This window comes from Pseudomonas sp. GD03875 (assembly GCF_029840585.1).
In the GTDB taxonomy this organism is placed as follows: Bacteria; Pseudomonadota; Gammaproteobacteria; order Pseudomonadales; family Pseudomonadaceae; genus Aquipseudomonas; species Aquipseudomonas paralcaligenes.
Genome location: NZ_JAOCCV010000037.1, coordinates 1 through 15,497, shown reverse-complemented (window position 1 = coordinate 15,497; position 15,497 = coordinate 1). Strand labels below are relative to the sequence as shown.

General features: G+C 70.6%; 18 protein-coding genes. 3 read left to right on the top strand and 15 right to left on the bottom strand.

Going from position 1 to position 15,497, the window contains the following annotated elements; translation table 11 throughout:
• The 12 genes from N5D30_RS22755 to N5D30_RS22700 form a co-directional block, all read right to left on the bottom strand.
• Window positions 1–345 (bottom strand): DUF3325 domain-containing protein, encoded by a 345-nt coding sequence (locus N5D30_RS22755; protein ID WP_279904094.1) that lies wholly within the window; start codon window positions 343–345, stop codon window positions 1–3.
• Window positions 345–1,985, bottom strand: a complete 1,641-nt coding sequence (locus tag N5D30_RS22750; RefSeq protein ID WP_279910803.1) for a PepSY-associated TM helix domain-containing protein — start codon at window positions 1,983–1,985, stop codon at window positions 345–347. Before N5D30_RS22750 ends, N5D30_RS22755 begins: the two co-directional genes overlap by 1 nt.
• Window positions 1,982–2,275 (bottom strand): hypothetical protein, encoded by a 294-nt coding sequence (locus N5D30_RS22745; RefSeq protein WP_220812691.1) that lies wholly within the window; start codon window positions 2,273–2,275, stop codon window positions 1,982–1,984. The genes N5D30_RS22750 and N5D30_RS22745 overlap by 4 nt, the downstream gene beginning before the upstream one ends.
• Before the next feature lie 285 nt (window positions 2,276–2,560).
• On the bottom strand, window positions 2,561–2,887 hold the full coding sequence (locus N5D30_RS22740; protein WP_279910802.1) for a DUF3325 domain-containing protein: 327 nt from the start codon (window positions 2,885–2,887) through the stop codon (window positions 2,561–2,563).
• Window positions 2,884–4,545: a PepSY-associated TM helix domain-containing protein gene (locus N5D30_RS22735; protein ID WP_279910801.1), complete on the bottom strand. Its 1,662-nt coding sequence runs from the start codon at window positions 4,543–4,545 to the stop codon at window positions 2,884–2,886. Before N5D30_RS22735 ends, N5D30_RS22740 begins: the two co-directional genes overlap by 4 nt.
• The gene (locus tag N5D30_RS22730) at window positions 4,542–4,805 is read right to left on the bottom strand and encodes a DUF3649 domain-containing protein (RefSeq protein ID WP_279910800.1); all 264 of its coding nucleotides are present in this window, start codon (window positions 4,803–4,805) and stop codon (window positions 4,542–4,544) included. Before N5D30_RS22730 ends, N5D30_RS22735 begins: the two co-directional genes overlap by 4 nt.
• 29 nt (window positions 4,806–4,834) lie before the next feature.
• Entirely contained in the window at window positions 4,835–5,455 is a 621-nt protein-coding gene (locus N5D30_RS22725) for a DUF4198 domain-containing protein (RefSeq protein WP_279910799.1), read from the bottom strand.
• A gap of 30 nt (window positions 5,456–5,485) precedes the next feature.
• Window positions 5,486–7,936, bottom strand: coding sequence for a TonB-dependent siderophore receptor (locus N5D30_RS22720; RefSeq protein ID WP_279910798.1), 2,451 nt, complete (start codon window positions 7,934–7,936; stop codon window positions 5,486–5,488).
• Window positions 7,937–8,054: 118 nt separating this feature from the next.
• A complete protein-coding gene (locus N5D30_RS22715) occupies window positions 8,055–8,999 on the bottom strand; it encodes a FecR domain-containing protein (protein ID WP_279910797.1) in 945 nt (314 codons plus the stop codon).
• The gene (locus N5D30_RS22710) at window positions 8,996–9,523 is read right to left on the bottom strand and encodes a sigma-70 family RNA polymerase sigma factor (RefSeq protein WP_220812698.1); all 528 of its coding nucleotides are present in this window, start codon (window positions 9,521–9,523) and stop codon (window positions 8,996–8,998) included. Before N5D30_RS22710 ends, N5D30_RS22715 begins: the two co-directional genes overlap by 4 nt.
• 76 nt (window positions 9,524–9,599) lie before the next feature.
• Window positions 9,600–9,830 carry a DUF1161 domain-containing protein gene (locus N5D30_RS22705; protein ID WP_220812699.1) on the bottom strand — a complete coding sequence of 77 codons (231 nt, stop codon included), beginning with the start codon at window positions 9,828–9,830 and terminating at the stop codon, window positions 9,600–9,602.
• Window positions 9,827–10,915 (bottom strand): aminopeptidase, encoded by a 1,089-nt coding sequence (locus tag N5D30_RS22700; protein ID WP_279910796.1) that lies wholly within the window; start codon window positions 10,913–10,915, stop codon window positions 9,827–9,829. The genes N5D30_RS22705 and N5D30_RS22700 overlap by 4 nt, the downstream gene beginning before the upstream one ends.
• A 43-nt stretch (window positions 10,916–10,958) precedes the next feature.
• On the opposite strand from N5D30_RS22700, the gene N5D30_RS22695 reads away from it, so the two are divergent.
• Window positions 10,959–11,372 (top strand): hypothetical protein, encoded by a 414-nt coding sequence (locus tag N5D30_RS22695; protein ID WP_279910795.1) that lies wholly within the window; start codon window positions 10,959–10,961, stop codon window positions 11,370–11,372.
• A 158-nt stretch (window positions 11,373–11,530) separates the two neighbouring features.
• Window positions 11,531–11,947 carry a hypothetical protein gene (locus tag N5D30_RS22690; protein ID WP_279910794.1) on the top strand — a complete coding sequence of 139 codons (417 nt, stop codon included), beginning with the start codon at window positions 11,531–11,533 and terminating at the stop codon, window positions 11,945–11,947.
• Between the two features lie 120 nt (window positions 11,948–12,067).
• Here the strand turns inward: N5D30_RS22690 and N5D30_RS22685 are convergent, their stop codons facing one another.
• From N5D30_RS22685 to N5D30_RS22675, 3 genes are all read right to left on the bottom strand, one after another.
• The gene (locus N5D30_RS22685) at window positions 12,068–12,493 is read right to left on the bottom strand and encodes an OsmC family protein (RefSeq protein ID WP_279910830.1); all 426 of its coding nucleotides are present in this window, start codon (window positions 12,491–12,493) and stop codon (window positions 12,068–12,070) included.
• Window positions 12,494–12,566: 73 nt separating this feature from the next.
• Complete coding sequence (locus N5D30_RS22680) at window positions 12,567–13,565, bottom strand: LLM class flavin-dependent oxidoreductase (protein WP_279910793.1); 999 nt, start codon at window positions 13,563–13,565, stop codon at window positions 12,567–12,569.
• A gap of 84 nt (window positions 13,566–13,649) precedes the next feature.
• Window positions 13,650–14,507, bottom strand: coding sequence for an MBL fold metallo-hydrolase (locus N5D30_RS22675; RefSeq protein ID WP_279910792.1), 858 nt, complete (start codon window positions 14,505–14,507; stop codon window positions 13,650–13,652).
• Between the two features lie 105 nt (window positions 14,508–14,612).
• Between N5D30_RS22675 and N5D30_RS22670 the strand changes: the two genes are divergently transcribed.
• On the top strand, window positions 14,613–15,497 hold an 885-nt coding region (locus N5D30_RS22670), incomplete at its 3' end, for a LysR family transcriptional regulator (RefSeq protein ID WP_279910791.1).

Genomic DNA, 15,497 nt, shown 5'->3' with positions numbered 1-15,497 from the left:
TCAGCCGGCGGTCAGCAGCAACGCCGGCAGGCCGGCGCCGGCCGCGATGGCGGCCAGCAGGGCGGCGGTGCGGGGGCGGTAGGGCAGCAGCAGGACCAGGGCGAAGGCGCCAACGCTGAGCATGCCCAGCCAGACCACCGGGCCGACGGCGCCGCCCCAGATCAGCACGCAGGGCCACACGGCAACGGCCAGCAGCAGCCAGCCGGCCACCCGCAGCAGGCGCTGGCGGGTGGGCGCCTTGTGTTTCCACACCTGGGAGTGGTGGCGGTCCATGGCCAGGCACAGGCCGGCCATGCCGGCATAGCAGAGCGCGATGGCCAGGGTCGCGGCGAGGGTCAGGGTCATCACTGGGCCTCCAGGGCAGCGGCCCGCTGGCGGCTGCGCACCGGCGCCGTGCGCGGCCGGCTCAGGCGCCAGGCGACCCACAGCGAGAGCGCGCCGAAGCCGAGGGCGACCAGCTCGACGCCCGCCCGCTCGCCGTCGCCGCGCTGCAGATAGACGAACAGGTGCTCGCCGACGGTCAGCCAGTTGAGCAGCGGCAGCAACGCACACAGGGCGGCCAGCGCCAGCAGCTGCTCGATCCAGGCGCGCTGCGGCGGGCGCAGGGCGGCGTGGACGAAGCCGAGCAGCCAGACCGCGAAGAACGCGACGATCTCCCATTCCGGCCGGTCCGGCAGGCTCAGCGGCAGCAGGCGGTTGGCCCAGAAGAAGGCGATGCAGGCGATGCTCAGGCCGGTGAGGGTGCCGATGTTGAGCACCTCGATCAGCCGGTAGACCCGCGGCGTGGCGGCGCCGAACTCGTTCAGCGAGCGCTGCCGGCGCTTGACCATGAACAGCAGGGCGCCGGTGGCCAGCATCGCCGCGCCGGCCAGGCCGCTGAAGAAGTACAGCCAGCGCACCAGGTTGCCGCCGAAGCCGGCGAAGTGCAGGTTGGCCATCACCGACTGCACGTCCTGGGCCGAGCCGCCGCGCAGTTCGCCGGGCATCTGGATGTCGGTCTGCTCGCCGGTCACGCCGTTGAAGAACACCTGGCCGCCGCCGTCGCCGAGCAGGCGGTACTCGCCGGGTTTCTCGATGAAGCGGCCGAATACCCGCACGCTGGCGCTGCTGTCGTTGGGGTGCTCGATGCTGATGAAGCTCACCGGGCGGCCCAGGCCTTCCTCGGCGTGGACCAGCAGCTCGTCCATCGCCGTCAGCGGGGCGGCGATGCCGGTCAGTTCCTGGGGCGCCGGGCGCGCCATCAGCTCGGCGAAGTAGGCCTCGTCGCTCTCGTAGTGGGCCATGACCCCCGCCGGCATATACAGCGAGTAGAAGGTCGCCAGGCCGGTGTAGGCGATCATCAGCTGGAACGGCAGGCTCAGCACCGACAGCGCGTTGTGGGCGTCCAGCCAGCTGCGCTGGCCCTTGCCGGGGCGGAAGGTGAAGAAGTCCTTGAAGATGCGCTTGTGGATGACGATGCCGCTGACCAGCGCCACCAGCATGGCCATGGTGAAGGCGCCGACGAACCAGATGCCGGCGGTGCCGCCGTGGAATTCGAAGTGCATGTGCACGAAGTGGTGGCCGCCTTCGCTGTCCCGCTCGTGCGAGGTGTCCACCGGCTGGCCGCTGGTCGCGTCGATGCTCTTGTTGTGGAAGACCTCCTGGGCGTCTTCCCAGAACAGGCGGATGTTGGGGTCTTCGTCCGACGGCAGGGCGATGCCCCAGAAGTGGCCGGCCGGCGCATTCTCGGCGAGCCATGCCATGCCCGTGCGCACCGCCTGCGGCCGGTCGAAGCCGTCGTCCAGGCCGGACTCGCCGGTGGCTTCGCTGGCCTGGGGCAGGTGCGGCTTCGTCCAGCGGGTGATGGGGTCGTCGAACACGCCCAGGCTGCCGGTGAGGAAGATGACGAACAGTACCCAGCAGGCCCACAGCCCGCCCCAGGTGTGCAGCCAGGCCATGGCCTGGCGGAAGCTGCCCTCGGCGGCGCCGTTCTGTGCCTTGCTCATGCGTCACCTCCGAGCAGCAGGCCGGCGCCGGTCAGCACCAGCGAGGCGATCGCCAGGATCAGCCAGATGCGCCGCAGGTTGGGCGTGGCGAACGCCCACACGATGACCGCGGTGTAGACCGCGAAGCTGGCCAGCGACGAGGCGAGCACGGCCTGGGTCTTGGGCAGCGGCAGGATCGCGCCGAGGAAGATGACGCTGGCGCAGGTGAGGGCATAGCCGCCGAGAATCGCTGCGGCGACGCGCGACAGGAGGGCGAGCGTCGCCCCGGAAGGTGAAGCGAGAGGTTTCATGGGTAATCACTGGCTGGCGGGAACATGGGCAGGCGAGCGCGGCGGTGGGCGGGCGCACGCGACGAAAGCTGCCATATATCACTGTTCATGACGAACGAGCGCGGCAAAACCTGCATGCCGCTGGTCGGCGAACTGCAACAGATTGTGTCAGAGCCCGCTCACGATCTCGCGGGCGAGACGATATGCACCGTTGTGGGAGCGGCCTTGGCCGCGAGCTCTTGTTTCAGCGCACGAGCATTCGCGGCCAAGGCCGCTCCCACGGTGCCTCGCAGGCCCGGAGCGAGATCAGCTCAGCGCCAGGGCCAGCAGGCCGAGCGCCGGTGCCGCCACGGCCACGCGCGGTATCCAGCGCGGCCGGTAGCTGTGCAGCAGGACCAGGGCGTAGCCCGCCGCCGCCAGCAGGCCGACCCAGAGCACCGAGCCGAACGCCCAGCCCTCTTGGAGCAGGCAGGCGGCCAGGCTGAGGGCCAGCGAGAGCCAGCCGCCGGCCCGCAGCAGGCGCGCGCGCAGGACGGACGGCGCCTGGCCGAACACGTCCTGGTGGTGGCGGTTCATGGCCAGGCTGAGGCCGGTCAGGCCGCAGTAGGCGGCCGCCAGGGCGAGGGTGCTCATCCGCGAGTCTCCAGGGCATCCGCTTGGGTTTCCGATCGGGCATCCGTTCGGGTCTCCGGTCGGCTCGTCGGCGCCGCCTTCTCCGGCCGGGGGGCGCGCGCCGGGCGCACCGCCGGCCGATGGTTGTGGATCTTCCAGCTCAGCCAGGCGCACAGCAGGCCGAGCCCGAGCAGGCCAGCGTCGAACCCCGCCACCAGCCAGTCGCCATAGGCCAGGCCGCCCGGCAGCGGCCAGCGCCCCATGACCAGCTCGAACAGCGGCAGCAGGCACAGCAGCAGGGCGACGCCGGCCCACTGTTCGACCCAGGCGCGGCGGTGCGGACGCAGAGCGGCATGCGCCAGGGTCAGGCCCCAGACCGCGAAGAAGACGTGGATTTCCCAGGCCGCGCGGCCCTCCAGGCCGGCCGCCAGCAGGCGGTTGGCCCACAGGTAGGCGGCCATGGCCAGCGGCAGGCCGGCGATGGCCGCCACGTTGAGCACCTGCACCAGGCGGTGGCCGAAGGGTGTCTTCGCGCCCGCCTTGGCCGGCGGCGGCGCGCGCTTGACCAGCCAGAGCACCGCGCCGCTGGCGATCATCACGCAGCCGCCGAGGCCGCAGAGGAAGTACAGCCAGCGCAGCAGCGGTGCGGCGAAGTGGCCGAGGTGCAGGCCGACCAGGGTGCGGTTGAACTGGGCGGCGGGCTTGAGCTGGCCGATTTCCTCCAGCACCCGACCGTCGCTGGCGTCCAGCAGCAGGCCGCCACCGACGCCGGAGATGCTGGCGCTGCGGTCGCGGCGCAGCTCCACGCGGGCGGCGCTGTCGCCCGGGGTGAACAGGGTCAGCGAGCCGACCCGGCTGCCGTCGCCCCAGTGCGCCTCGGCCTGGCGGATCAGCGCGGCCAGGTCGGGCATCGGCGCCGGCGTGCCGCTGCGCGGTTCGCCGTGGGCATGGGGGAACACTTCGTCGAACAGCAGCTCGCGGTCCTTGCCGTACTCGAACTGCACCGCCCAGGGCAGGTAGATCAGGATGAAGATGACCAGGCCGCTGTAGGTGATCATCAGGTGGAAGGGCAGCGCCAGCACCGAGACCACGTTGTGCCCGTCCAGCCAGCTGCGCTGGCCCTTGCGCGGGCGGAAGGTGAAGAAGTCCTTGAAGATCTTCTTGTGGGTGACGATGCCGCTGATGATCGCCACGAACATGAACATGGTGGCGATGCCGACGATGATCCGCCCGGTCAGCGCATCGAGGTGCCAGAGCTGGAAGTGGAAGCGGTAGAAGAACTCCCCGCCCTGGGTGTCGGCTTCCTTCAACTGCGCGCCGCTGGCCGGGTCCAGGGTCATCCGGCCGAACGGGATGCCGGGGCCGAACCAGCGCGCCTGCAGGGTCGGGTTGCGCGCGTCGGGCAGCTGGACGATCCAGCTCGGCGCATTGGCCGGCGCCTGTTCCTGCAGGGTCGCCAGGACGTTGTCCCAGTTCGGCGCTGCGCCTGCGTCCAGGCCATGACGCTCCGGATGCATCCAGTGATCCAGCTCGTCCTTGAAGTAGCTCACCGTGCCGGTGAGGAAGATGGCGTAGAGCAGCCAGACCAGCAGCAGGCCGGCCCAGGTGTGCAGCCACGCCTGCGACTGGCGGAAGCCTTCGCGCGCCAGCACCTCGCGCCCTTGCGTTGCCTGGCTCATGACGCGGCGCCCTTGAGCCACCAGGCCAGGCCGGCCATCAGCAGGGCGGGCAGCAGCAGGCCCAGCCAGGCCTGGCGGCCGCTGTGCGCGGCAAACGCCCAGCAGACGGCCGCGGCGTAGACCACGAAGCCGAGCATGCTGGCGGTGACCACCGCCTCGGAGCGGGCCATCGGCAGTATCTGGGACAGCAGCAGGGTCGCCGCCACGGCCAGGCCGTAGCCGCCGAAGATGGCGGCCAGGGCGCGGGACGCTACCGCCATGCGGTAGCGCCAGTCTAGGGCGACGGGTTTCATTCCACGCTGAAGCCCAGGGTGTGGACGTAGCGGGTCTTCTCGTACGGCTTGCCGTCGAACTCGCCCTTGCCGTCCACGCCGTGGGCGACTTCCAGCAGGTACTGGCCCTTCCACGGCAGGGTCAGGGTGATCTGGCCCTTGTCGTCGGTGTGGAACGGCTTGCCCCACTTCTGCGGCGAGAAGGCCATCACTTCGGCCTTGGGCACCGGCTTGCCGTCCAGCAGGAGGGTGAAGGTGTTGTCGCCGGCCTTGGCCGGGACCAGTTCGAAGGCGCTAGCGGCTTTGGTTTCGCTGCGGCCGGTCTTGGCCACGAAGACCACGCGGTTGTCGTTGCGCACCAGTTCCTTGGTCAGGCGCACGTCGCCCTGGCCCTGGGTGGCGAACGCCAGGTGGTCGTTGGCCTGGGTGCCGGCGAAGGGCTTGCCGGCCAGCACGGCCTGGCTGCCGTCGAGCATCTTCAGCGGGCCTTCGCGGGTTTCGCGCAGGTCGTCCGGCCATTCGCCGAAGTAGGCGCGGGTCTCGCCCTGGGCTTCGCGCTCCAGCCACACCATGTGGGCCTGGGCGAGGTTGGACACGGCGCAGAGGCCGAGGGCGGTCAGCAGGAGTTTGGCTTTCATCGAGTCGTCTTCCTTATCGTCGTGGTGGTATCAGAACTGGTACTTGGCGGTGGCCATCAGGTTGCGCGGGGCGCCATAGGTGTGGCCGCCGGTGTTGAGCAGGTATTTCTCGTCCAGCAGGTTGTCCAGGTTGAGGCTGACCGCCAGTTGCTCGGTGGCCTGGTAGCGGGCCATCAGGCCGACCACGGTGTAGGCGTCCTGGGCGAAGGACTTGCGGTAGTTGCCGGTCTGGCCGCTGGCGTGGATCTCGCTCTGCCAGTTGACGCCGCCGCCGACGGTCAGCTTCTCCAGCGCGCCGGGCAGGCGGTAGGTGGTGAACAGCTTGAACTGGTGGCGCGGCTGGTCCGGGTTGATGCGGTCGCCGGCCTTGTTGCGGGTGACCACCTGGGTGAAGCCGCCGGCCAGGTTCCAGCCGGGGGTCAGCTCGCCGGAAACCTCCAGCTCGTAGCCGCGCGCCTTGGTGTTGCTCTCGGCCACGTAGGCGTTGCCGCCGGAGGGGGTCAACTCGTTGCCGTCGCGCACGGCCAGGTTGTCCTTGCGCACTTCGAACACCGCCACGCTGGCGTTCAGCCGGCCGTCGAAGAACTCGCCCTTCAGGCCCAGCTCGTAGTTGTCGCCCTCTTCCGGCTCCAGCGTCTTGCCGTCCCGGTCCTCATTGCTCTGCGGGTTGAAGATGCTGGTGTAGCTGGCGTAGGTGGAGAGCCAGTCGTTGAGGTCGTAGACCACGCCGACGTAGGGGATGGTCACGCCGGTCTCGACCAGGTCCTGGGTCTGGGTGCGGTTCTTCCAGTCGGTCACCCGCGCGCCGAGGATCACCGAGAGGTCGTCGGTGGGGCGCAGGCGGGTGGCCAGGTAGCCACCGAGCTGGCGGCTGTCGCGCCAGTCGCGGCCGGCGGAGGGGAAGTTCGGCAGCGGGATGTCGCCGTCGAACTCGTCCGCGTTGGCGATCGGCACCACCACCCGCCGGAACGCCGGGTCGTCGCGTTCGAGGTCGAAGTAGTTCATGCCCAGCATCAGTTCGTGCTCGCGGCCGAACAGCTGGTAGGGGCCGCTGGCGAAGAAGTCCAGGGCGTTCTGCTGCGGAGTCTGTTCCGAGCGGCCGGTGGTCACGGTGCCGGCGCGGGTCACGGCGTTCGGGTCCGGCGCGGCGACGCCGTAGTTCTGCTCGGTGTCCAGCCAGGTGCGGTTGGCCGACAGGGTGCTCTGCCAGCCGTTGCCGAACTGGTGTTCGAGGGAGGCGAACAGGGTGTAGCGCTCCAGGTCGAGGTAGGACCAGCGGGTGACCGCGCTGTCCGAGCGGGAGTGGTGGGTCTTGTTGCCGGCGTTGTCGGCCAGCGAGAAGTTGTGCGGCGAGGCCTCGTCGTAGTCGCTGCGGTTCGCCTCCAGGCCCAGGCTGAGCAGGGTGGCGTCGGTCAGGTCCAGCTCGACCACGCCGTAGAAGATGTCGCTCTCGCCGCTGTAGCGGTCCTTCCACGAACGGCCTTCGTTGTGCACCGCGACCATCCGGCCGCGCACGTTGCCCTGGCTGTCCAGCGGGCCGGAGACGTCGGCCTCGACCCGGTAGCGGTCCCAGGTGCCGGCGCTGCCGAGCACATGAGCCTGGAACTCGGCGGTGGGCTTCTTGCGCACCAGGTTGATGCTGGCGCTGGGGTCGCCGGCGCCGGTCAGCAGGCCGGTGGCGCCACGGACCACAGTGATCTGGTCGTAGATCGCCGTGTCCATGCTGCCGATGCTGCCGCTCAGGCCCTGCAGCGCGCCGGACGAGGTGACCACGCCGTTCAACTGGTAGTTGTTGATGGCGAAGCCGCGGGAATAGAAGCTCACGTAGCCGGCGCCGTCGTCGCCGTACTGGCGGCGGCTGATGCCGGGGGCCTGCTCCATCACCGCGCCGACGCTGGTGAGGTTCTGGTCGTCCATGCGCTGGCGGGTCATCACGGTGACCGACTGCGGGGTCTCGCGCAGCGACAGGTCGAGCTTGGTGGCGCTGCGGGTCGCGCCGCTGGTGTAGGAGCCGGTGCCTTCGGTGGTGCCGCCGAGGCCGGCGCCGGTGATGCTGGTGGCGTCCAGCTGCAGCGAGGCGCCGCTCTCGGCCGGCGGCAGCAGCGAGTAGTTGCCGCTGGCCTGGCGCATCACCTGCACGCCGCTGCCGGCCAGCAGGCGCTGCAGGGCCTGGTCCGCCGGCAGGCGGCCCTGCACGCCGGGCGAGCGCAGGCCGCGCACGGTGTCCGGCGAGTAGGACAGGCTGACGCCGGTGGTGGCGGCGAAGCCGTTCAGCGCCGACTCCAGGGAGCCCGAGGCGATGGCGAAGTCGTATTCCGCCGCCACGTTCTGCGCCCAGGCCGGCTGCACCTGCAGCACGCCGGCGACCGGCAGCGCCAGCACCGCGCCCAGCAGCGCGCGGTTGACGGCCAGCCCCAGCGGGCTGAGGAGGGGGAAGCGGCGAGGCGACGACATGCGACGTGAAGCGTTGTGGCGCGACATGGAAGGTTCCTGAGTGGCTGGCAAGGGTGCGCCGCTGCGGGCGCTTTCCTTCCAAGTCGAATGAGAATCGAAATCGACAACACCCTGGACGAAAAAATCTTGTTCGGCGCTCATCGCTTCAGGCCGGCACCACGCGCACCCAGTAGCGGCTGAGGCGATGCACGCACAGCGGCAGGGTGTCGCTGAGGTTGTCCAGCACCGCGTCGCTGTCGGCCAGCTGGAAGGCGCCGGAGATGCGCAACTCGCCCAGCGCCGGGTCGCAGGTCAGCAGGCCGGGGCGGTAGCGCGCCAGTTCGTCGATGAAGCGCGGCAGCGGCCAGTCGCTGACCACCAGCATGCCGCGCATCCAGGCGTCGGCATGGGCCTCCAGCGGCTCCGGCGCGGCGCAGTCGGCGGCGCCGTACCACAGCTGCTGGCCGCTCTCGACGCGCCGTGGCCGGCCCGGCGCGTCGAGCGGGCGCACCTCCACCGCGTGCTGCAGCACCCGCACCTGGGTGCGCTCGTCGTCCTGGCGCACCAGAAAGCGGGTGCCGAGCGCGCGGATGCTGCCCTGGGCGGTGTGCACGACGAAGGGTCGGCCGAGCGCGTCCGGCGCGGTCTGCACGTGGATCTCGCCGCGCAGCAGGCGCAGTTCGCGCATGCGCGCGCCGTAGGCCAGGTCGAGAGCGGTGTCGCTGTTCAGCTGCACCCGGCTGCCGTCCGGCAGGCGCAGCTCGCGGCGCTCGCCGACGCCGCTGCACTGGTCGGCGCGCAGGCTGCGCATCGGCGCCGACTGCCAGCCAAGCCCGGCCAGGCCGCTGCCCAGCACCAGCAGGCCGAGCAGCTTGAGGCTGGCGCGGCGGCGGCCATCGACGCCACGCAGGGCGGACGGCGCCACCTCCGGCAGGCCGGCCAGCTTGCCCTGCAGTTTCTCCAGCCGGCTCCAGGCCTGGCGGTGTGCCGCGTCGGCCTCCAGCCAGCGCCGGTGGGCCGCGCAGGTGGCCGCGCAGCCCGGCGCGGCGAGCAGGTCCAGGTGCCAGTTGGCGGCGGCGCGCAGGGCGGCGATCGGCGGCGCGGCGCTCACGGCGCATCCTCGATCAGCAGCATGCAGTGGGTCAGCGCCCGCACCACGTACTTGCGCACGGTGTTGGTCGACAGGCCCAGGCGCCGGCCGATCTCCACATGGCTGAGGCCGTCGAGCTGGGCCAGCAGGAAGATTTCCCGGCAGCGCGCGCCGAGGCCGTCGAGCATGCGGTCGATCTCGACCAGGGTCTCGATCACCAGCGCCCGCTGCTCCGGCGAGATGTCCAGCGGCTCGGGCCGGGCGGCGAGGGCGTCGAGATAGGCCTGTTCGAGATTGCGCCGGCGGAAGCCGTCGATCATCAGGCTGCGGGCGATGCTGCTGAGGTAGGCGCGCGGCTCGCGCAGGTCACAGGCCTGGCGGCTGGCCAGGACCCGGACGAAGGTGTCCTGGGCCAGATCGGCGGCGTGCTCCGCGCAGGGCAGGCGCTTGCGCAGCCACAGACGCAGCCAGTCGTGGTGCTCCCGATACAGGGCCTGCACGGACTGCTGGGTGGCGCTATCGGCGGCGGCGTGGTCGGAGTGCACGGATGTCGCTTCGGTGTTAAATGATAATTGCTATCATTTTCGTCCGAAAACGCGCCGCCGCGCAAGGGCGGCCCTGTCAGTCGTTCTTCTGGTAGATGATCTTGCGGCTGCCGCCCTCGCAACTGCCGACCACCATGTTGGGATCTTCCACGTCCGCCGTCGGCACGATCTCCAGCGTGTAGCTGGTGACCTTGGCGGCCTGGATCTTCACCTCGATCTCCTGCTTGAGTTCCTCGCAGGGCTTGGGCGCGGCGATGGCGCCGCCGCACAGAAGGATGGCCGTGACGGCCGCACACCAGCGTTTCATCGCATGCTCCTTGGAGTGTCCTGTTTCCGTTCGACCAGCGCCTGCAGCGCCCGCTCGCGTTCGTCCGTCGGCAGCTCGCCGAGGGCGGCGGCGCGGCGGTAGAACGCCGCCCAGTCCTCGTCCGCCTCGCGGAACAGGCCGGCGAAGGCCTCCACCCAGCGGTCGTACAGGCCGAAGGGCAGCAGGTGGGCGTTGTTCAGCGGCTGGGCCATCCAGGCGTCGTAGCGGCGATCGCCGCCCCACGGGCCGTCGCGCAGCGCCCGGTATTCGGCGCGCAGCCGCTCGAACTCTGCCGCCTTGCCGGTGCGCTTGTCCACGTCCGCGACGGGACGCGCGTAAAGAGCTTGCAGGCGCTCGCGGCTGGCCAGGACCAGCTCGGTGAACTGGCGCCGCCGGCCTTCGTCGCGGGCATCGACCGGCGCCAGGCCGCGCGCGCTCCGCCACTGGCGCAGGCCCTCCCGCTCGACGAAGCTGGCGAAGGATTCGTTGAACGCGGTGTCGTCCGCCACGTACAGCTGCTGGTGGGCCAGTTCGTGGAAGATCAGCGCGGCCAGGCGTTCGTCGTCCCAGCGCAGCATGGTGTTGAGGAGGGGGTCGTCGAACCAGCCCAGGGTCGAATAGGCCTCGATGCCGGCGACGTAGGTGTCCAGGCCCTCCTGCCGCAGCAGGGCGGCGGCGCCACGCGCGCGACCCTGGCGGTAGAAGCCGCGGTAGGCGACGCAGCCGGCGATGGGGAAGCAGTGGGTCAGCGGCTCCAGGGACAGCTCCGGGGTGGCGAACACGTTCCACACCACGTAGGGCCGGCCCAGGTCGGCGTACAGGCGGTAGCTGCGGTTGTCCGGCAGGGCCAGCCGCGCGCTGGCGAAGTCGCGGGCCTGCTGGGCCAGCGCCAGGCGGCGCTTGAGCGCGTCGTCGGTGGCGGGGTCGGCGAGCAGCGCGTCCACCGGCTGGCGCGCGGCGAGCAGGTCGAGCTGGCCACGGCCGAGCTGGGTGTAGTAGTCGAGGCTGGCGCAACCGCTCAGCAGGGCGCCGAGCAGTAGCGGAACCAGGCGCCGAGCGGGGCGGTCGAGTAGGGCGATAGGCATTCCGCGAGCCTATTGCATTGCCCCTCTGCCTAGGAAGCCCGCCATGCGCTCTGCCCTGCTGCTCTGCCTGCCCGTCCTGCTCTCCGGCTGTTCGCTGCTGATGCCCCGGCACGACCCGGACCAGGCCTGGATCGAACTGCACGAACGCCAGGACGGCCGCCTCGAAGCCGTCCGGGTGGACGGCAAGGACCTGGACGACGACCGCTACTTCCAGATACCGCCCGGCCGCCACGAACTGCAGGTGCGCCTGCGCTTCGAGGTGGACGCCACCAACGTCGGCGCCGACCAGGCTCTGCCGAGGACCTGTCTGCTGACCCTGGACTACGATGACTTCGCCGCCGGTCAGCGCTACCGGCTGAAGGCCGGCAGCCGCGGCTTCCGCCCCTGGGCGCAGCTGCAGGACGAGCGCGGTGAGGACCTGGCGCAGGCGCGCGAGGGGCGCTGCGGGGCGGTCTGATCGGCGTTATGCTGAGAGCCTGTCCACGAGCAGCGGCGCGTCGGCCAAGTGGTGGCGGAAGCGTCTTGCTCATGTGCCACGCGTAGGCTCCGCTCAGCCGCTATCTCGAACTCGCAAGCTCGTAACAGATTCTGAAAGGTTTCCCCGAGGATCGTCCCATGCGCCTGCCCCTGCTGCTGCCCACCCTGCTCGCCCTCGGCGCCTGCGCGAGCCCGCTGCCGCCGCCGTCGCCGGACAAGGCCTGGGTCGACCTGTGGGCCTCGGGCAGCGAACTGCTGATGGCGCACAAGCTGGACGACCGCCGTGTCGACGACGGCCGCTTCTTCGAAGTCGCACCGGGCGCCCACGAACTCGAGGCGCGCTACCAGTTCGAGCTGACCCACGGGCCGGTGGCCAGCTTCAGCGAGCCGCGCCAGGTCACCTGCTACCTGCGCGTGCGCCACGACGGCTTCGTCGCCGGCCAGCGCTACCGCTTCGAGGCCAGGCCGCAGCAGCTCAAGGCCCAGGGCTGGCTGTACGACGACCAGCGCAACCTGCTGGCGCGCGCCCAGGTCGTGCGTTGCGGGACGTTCTGAATAGCTGACGGCGGTCGCTCTGTAGGGTGCGCCGCGCGCACCGGAGACATGTGCTGGCCTGCCGGTGCGCACGGCGCACCCTACAGCGATCTGCCGCCTCTTCGTGTACAGGGTCGGCGCCTAGCTTTCGAGGGTGGCCTGCAGGGTGATCTCGGCGTTCAGCAGCTTGGAGACCGGGCAGCCGGTCTTGGCCGCCTCCACCGCTTGCTCGAAGACCTCCCGGTTGGCGCCCGGTACCTTGGCCTTGAGGCTCAGGTGCACTGCGCTGATGCGGAAGCCGCCGTCCTCCTTCTCCAGGGAAACCTCGGCCTGGGTGTCGATGCTTTCCGCCGTCATGTCGCGCTCGCCCAGCTCCTTGGACAGGGCCATGGAGAAGCAGCCCGCGTGGGCGGCGCCGATCAGTTCCTCGGGGTTGGTGCCGGGGCGGTCCTCGAAGCGGGTGTTGAAGCCGTAGGGCTGCTCCTGCAGCGCGCCGCTCTGGGTGGAGATGTGGCCCTTGCCGTCCTTGATGCCGCCCTGCCAGTGGGCCGACGCCGTCTTCTTGATGGTCATGTCGCGTTCCTCCGCAAATGGGTACTCCAGTTGAGAGGAACGCGAGCGCGGCAAAGTTCGCCTGTTTTCAGCGCAGCCCGGCGACGATCTCGAAGCTGCGCAGGCGGTGCTCGGGCTGGTAGAGGTCGCAGGTGAAGATCAGCTCGTCGGCGCCGCTCTGCTCCAGCAGGATCTCCATCCGCGCGCGAACCTTCTCCGGCCCGCCGATCACCGCCAGGCCAAGGAAATCGCCGACCGCCTGCTGCTCGTGGGGCTGCCAGCGGCCGACCATGCTCTCGACCGGCGGGCGCAGCACCAGGCTCTCGCCACGCATCAGCGCCAGCACCCGCTGGTAGGCGGTGGTGGCGAGGAACTCGGCTTCCTCGTCGGTGGGCGCGGCGATCAGTGGTACACCGATCATGGCGTAGGGCTTGTCGAGCACGGCCGAGGGCTGGAAGTTCTCGCGGTAGATGCGCAGCGCCTGGTGCAGGTAGCGCGGCGCGAAGTGCGAGGCGAACGCATAGGGCAGGCCCTTCTGCGCCGCCAGCTGGGCGCTGAACAGGCTGGAGCCGAGCAGCCAGATCGGCACGTCGCTGTCGACGCCGGGCACCGCGATCACCGACTGGCCGGGCTGGCGCGGGCCGAGCAGGCGTTCCAGTTCCTCGACGTCCTGGGGGAAGTCGTCCGCGCTGCCCAGGCGGTCGCGGCGCAGCGCGCGGGCGGTGGCCTGGTCGGCGCCGGGCGCACGGCCCAGGCCCAGTTCGATGCGCCCCGGGTACAGCGCGGCCAGGGTGCCGAACTGTTCGGCGACCACCAGCGGCGCGTGGTTGGGCAGCATGATGCCGCCGGAGCCCAGGCGCAGGGTGGAGGTATTGGCCGCCAGGTAGCCGAGCAGCACGGCGGTGGCGGAACTGGCGATGCCCTCCATGTTGTGGTGCTCGGCCACCCACAGGCGCGAGAAGCCGAGCTTCTCCACGTGCCGGGCCAGGTCGAGGGAACGTTGCAGGGCGGGCGCGGCACCGTTGTCGTCGTCGCGCATGGGTGCCAGGTCGAGCACGGAGAACGGCAGGTTGGACAGCTTGCTCATGGGGCCTCCTCGGTTCATCCCTGTGTTATGGGGGCGCCCCGGCGGAAGGCAAGCCGCCGTTCGGCGATTGCCTCGCGCGGCCGCTCAGGGCCACGGCATCTCGCCCTTGAGCACCTTGGCGCTCAGCTCCAGGCCAGCCTCCCCCGGCAGGCCCGGATAGCGACGGCGCATGGCGTCGACCAGCGCGGCGGCATCGCTGGCCTCGGGCAGCTCGGCCTCCAGGGCGATCAGGTAGTCGCGGGTGAAGCGCAGGGCGCCGAGATCGTGGGCCGCGTCGCCCAGGTAGTGGCCGGGCACCACCACGTCGGGGCGCAGGGCTTCGATCCGGTCCAGCGTGGCCAGCCAGGTGCGGCGCGCTTCGATGGTCTGGGTGTCGGCCGTCCACACGTGCTCGCCGGCCTCCACCAGCACGCCGCCGACCACCGCCTTGCGCGAGGGAATCCACAGGGCGGTGCGCAGCGGGTCCAGGCCGATCACCTGCAGTTCGTGCCCTTCCAGGCTCAGGCGGTCGCCGGCCAGCAGCTCGGGGATGATGATCTCGGTCGGTGCGCTGGCGCCGAGGATCGGTCCCCAGTAGGCCAGCTTGGCCGCCTGGGTGGTGCGGATGTGCTCGACGGTGGCGGCGGTGGCGACCACCCGGGCCTCGGGGAAGGCGCGCTTTAGGGTCTGTAGGCCGAAGTAGAAATCCGGGTCGCCGTGGCTGATGTAGATGGTGGTCAGGCGCTTGCCGCTGGCCTCGACCTGTTTCACCAGCTCGGCGGCCTCCTTGCTGGAGAACTGGGCGTCCACCAGCAGGGCCTCGCGCTCGCCGCTGATCAGGGTCGAGCTGACCGCGAACACGGCGTCCTCGCCGGGGTTGTAGACCTGTAGTTGCAGGTCGGCGGCCTGGGCCAGGCTCGCAAAGGTGAGCAGGGCGGCACTGAAGAGGGAACGAAGGGACATGCTGACCTCGCGGAGAACGGATTCGACGAGGCGTATGCTAGTTGCTCGAAAGCGCGCAAGAATCCGGTTAGCCTGCCCATATCTGTTGCACGAATCGAGCGAATCATGGATCGGATCACCGCCGCCCGGGTGTTCGTCACGGTGGTCGAGCGCGGCAGCCAGACCGCCGCCGCCGAGCACCTGGACATGTCGCGGGCCATGGTCTCGCGCTACCTGGGCGAGCTGGAGGCCTGGGTCGGCGCGCGCCTGCTGCACCGCACCACGCGCCGCCTGAGCCTCACCGGCATGGGTGACGAACTGCTGCCCCGCTGCCGCGAGATGCTGGCCCTGGCCGACGACCTGCAGGACCGGGGTCGGCGCGCCGACGACGGCCCCAGCGGCAACCTGCGCATCGCCAGCAGCCAGTCCTTCGCCAGCGCCTGGCTGGCCCCGGCGCTGGCCGAATTCGTCGCCCGCCACCCGGCGGTGACGCTCGACCTGCAGGCCAGCAGCCAGGCGGTCAACCTGGTGGAGGAGCGCATCGACCTGGCGCTGCGCATCACCAACCAGCTCGACCCCAACCTGATCGCCCGGCGCCTGGCCACCTGCCGCTCGGTGATCTGCGCCACCCCGGCCTACCTGGCCCGCCACGGCACGCCGCGGGTGCCGGCCGAGCTGAGCCGGCACAACTGCCTGACCTACACCTACTTCGGCCGCAGCCTGTGGCAGTTCGAGCGCGACGGCGAGCCGCTCACGGTGCCGGTGGGGGGCAACCTCAGCGCCAACGAATCCAGCGTGCTACTGGAGGCCTGTCTGGCCGACGCCGGTATCGCCCGCCAGCCGCTCTACGCCGTCGCCCCACTGCTGCGCGCTGGACGTCTGGTGGCGCTGCTGCCGGAGTACCGGGTCGAGGCGCTGGGCATCCATGCCGTGTACGGCTCGCGCCGACAGATGCTGCCGGCCCTGCGCGCCCTGCTCGACTTCCTCGCCGAACGGCTGCAGACCGACCCG

What these genes read in the sequence shown, in the direction of transcription:
- N5D30_RS22700 (WP_279910796.1), bottom strand. Translation starts at nt 10,915, where the DNA reads ATGCCTATCGCCCTACTCGACCGCCCCGCTCGGCGCCTGGTTCCGCTA.
- N5D30_RS22720 (WP_279910798.1), bottom strand. Translation starts at nt 7,936, where the DNA reads ATGTCGCGCCACAACGCTTCACGTCGCATGTCGTCGCCTCGCCGCTTC.
- N5D30_RS22725 (WP_279910799.1), bottom strand. Translation starts at nt 5,455, where the DNA reads ATGAAAGCCAAACTCCTGCTGACCGCCCTCGGCCTCTGCGCCGTGTCC.
- N5D30_RS22735 (WP_279910801.1), bottom strand. Translation starts at nt 4,545, where the DNA reads ATGAGCCAGGCAACGCAAGGGCGCGAGGTGCTGGCGCGCGAAGGCTTC.
- N5D30_RS22690 (WP_279910794.1), top strand. Translation starts at nt 11,531, where the DNA reads ATGCGCCTGCCCCTGCTGCTGCCCACCCTGCTCGCCCTCGGCGCCTGC.
- N5D30_RS22730 (WP_279910800.1), bottom strand. Translation starts at nt 4,805, where the DNA reads ATGGCGGTAGCGTCCCGCGCCCTGGCCGCCATCTTCGGCGGCTACGGC.
- N5D30_RS22755 (WP_279904094.1), bottom strand. Translation starts at nt 345, where the DNA reads ATGACCCTGACCCTCGCCGCGACCCTGGCCATCGCGCTCTGCTATGCC.
- N5D30_RS22705 (WP_220812699.1), bottom strand. Translation starts at nt 9,830, where the DNA reads ATGAAACGCTGGTGTGCGGCCGTCACGGCCATCCTTCTGTGCGGCGGC.
- N5D30_RS22740 (WP_279910802.1), bottom strand. Translation starts at nt 2,887, where the DNA reads ATGAGCACCCTCGCCCTGGCGGCCGCCTACTGCGGCCTGACCGGCCTC.
- N5D30_RS22675 (WP_279910792.1), bottom strand. Translation starts at nt 14,507, where the DNA reads ATGTCCCTTCGTTCCCTCTTCAGTGCCGCCCTGCTCACCTTTGCGAGC.
- N5D30_RS22680 (WP_279910793.1), bottom strand. Translation starts at nt 13,565, where the DNA reads ATGAGCAAGCTGTCCAACCTGCCGTTCTCCGTGCTCGACCTGGCACCC.
- N5D30_RS22745 (WP_220812691.1), bottom strand. Translation starts at nt 2,275, where the DNA reads ATGAAACCTCTCGCTTCACCTTCCGGGGCGACGCTCGCCCTCCTGTCG.
- N5D30_RS22695 (WP_279910795.1), top strand. Translation starts at nt 10,959, where the DNA reads ATGCGCTCTGCCCTGCTGCTCTGCCTGCCCGTCCTGCTCTCCGGCTGT.
- N5D30_RS22750 (WP_279910803.1), bottom strand. Translation starts at nt 1,985, where the DNA reads ATGAGCAAGGCACAGAACGGCGCCGCCGAGGGCAGCTTCCGCCAGGCC.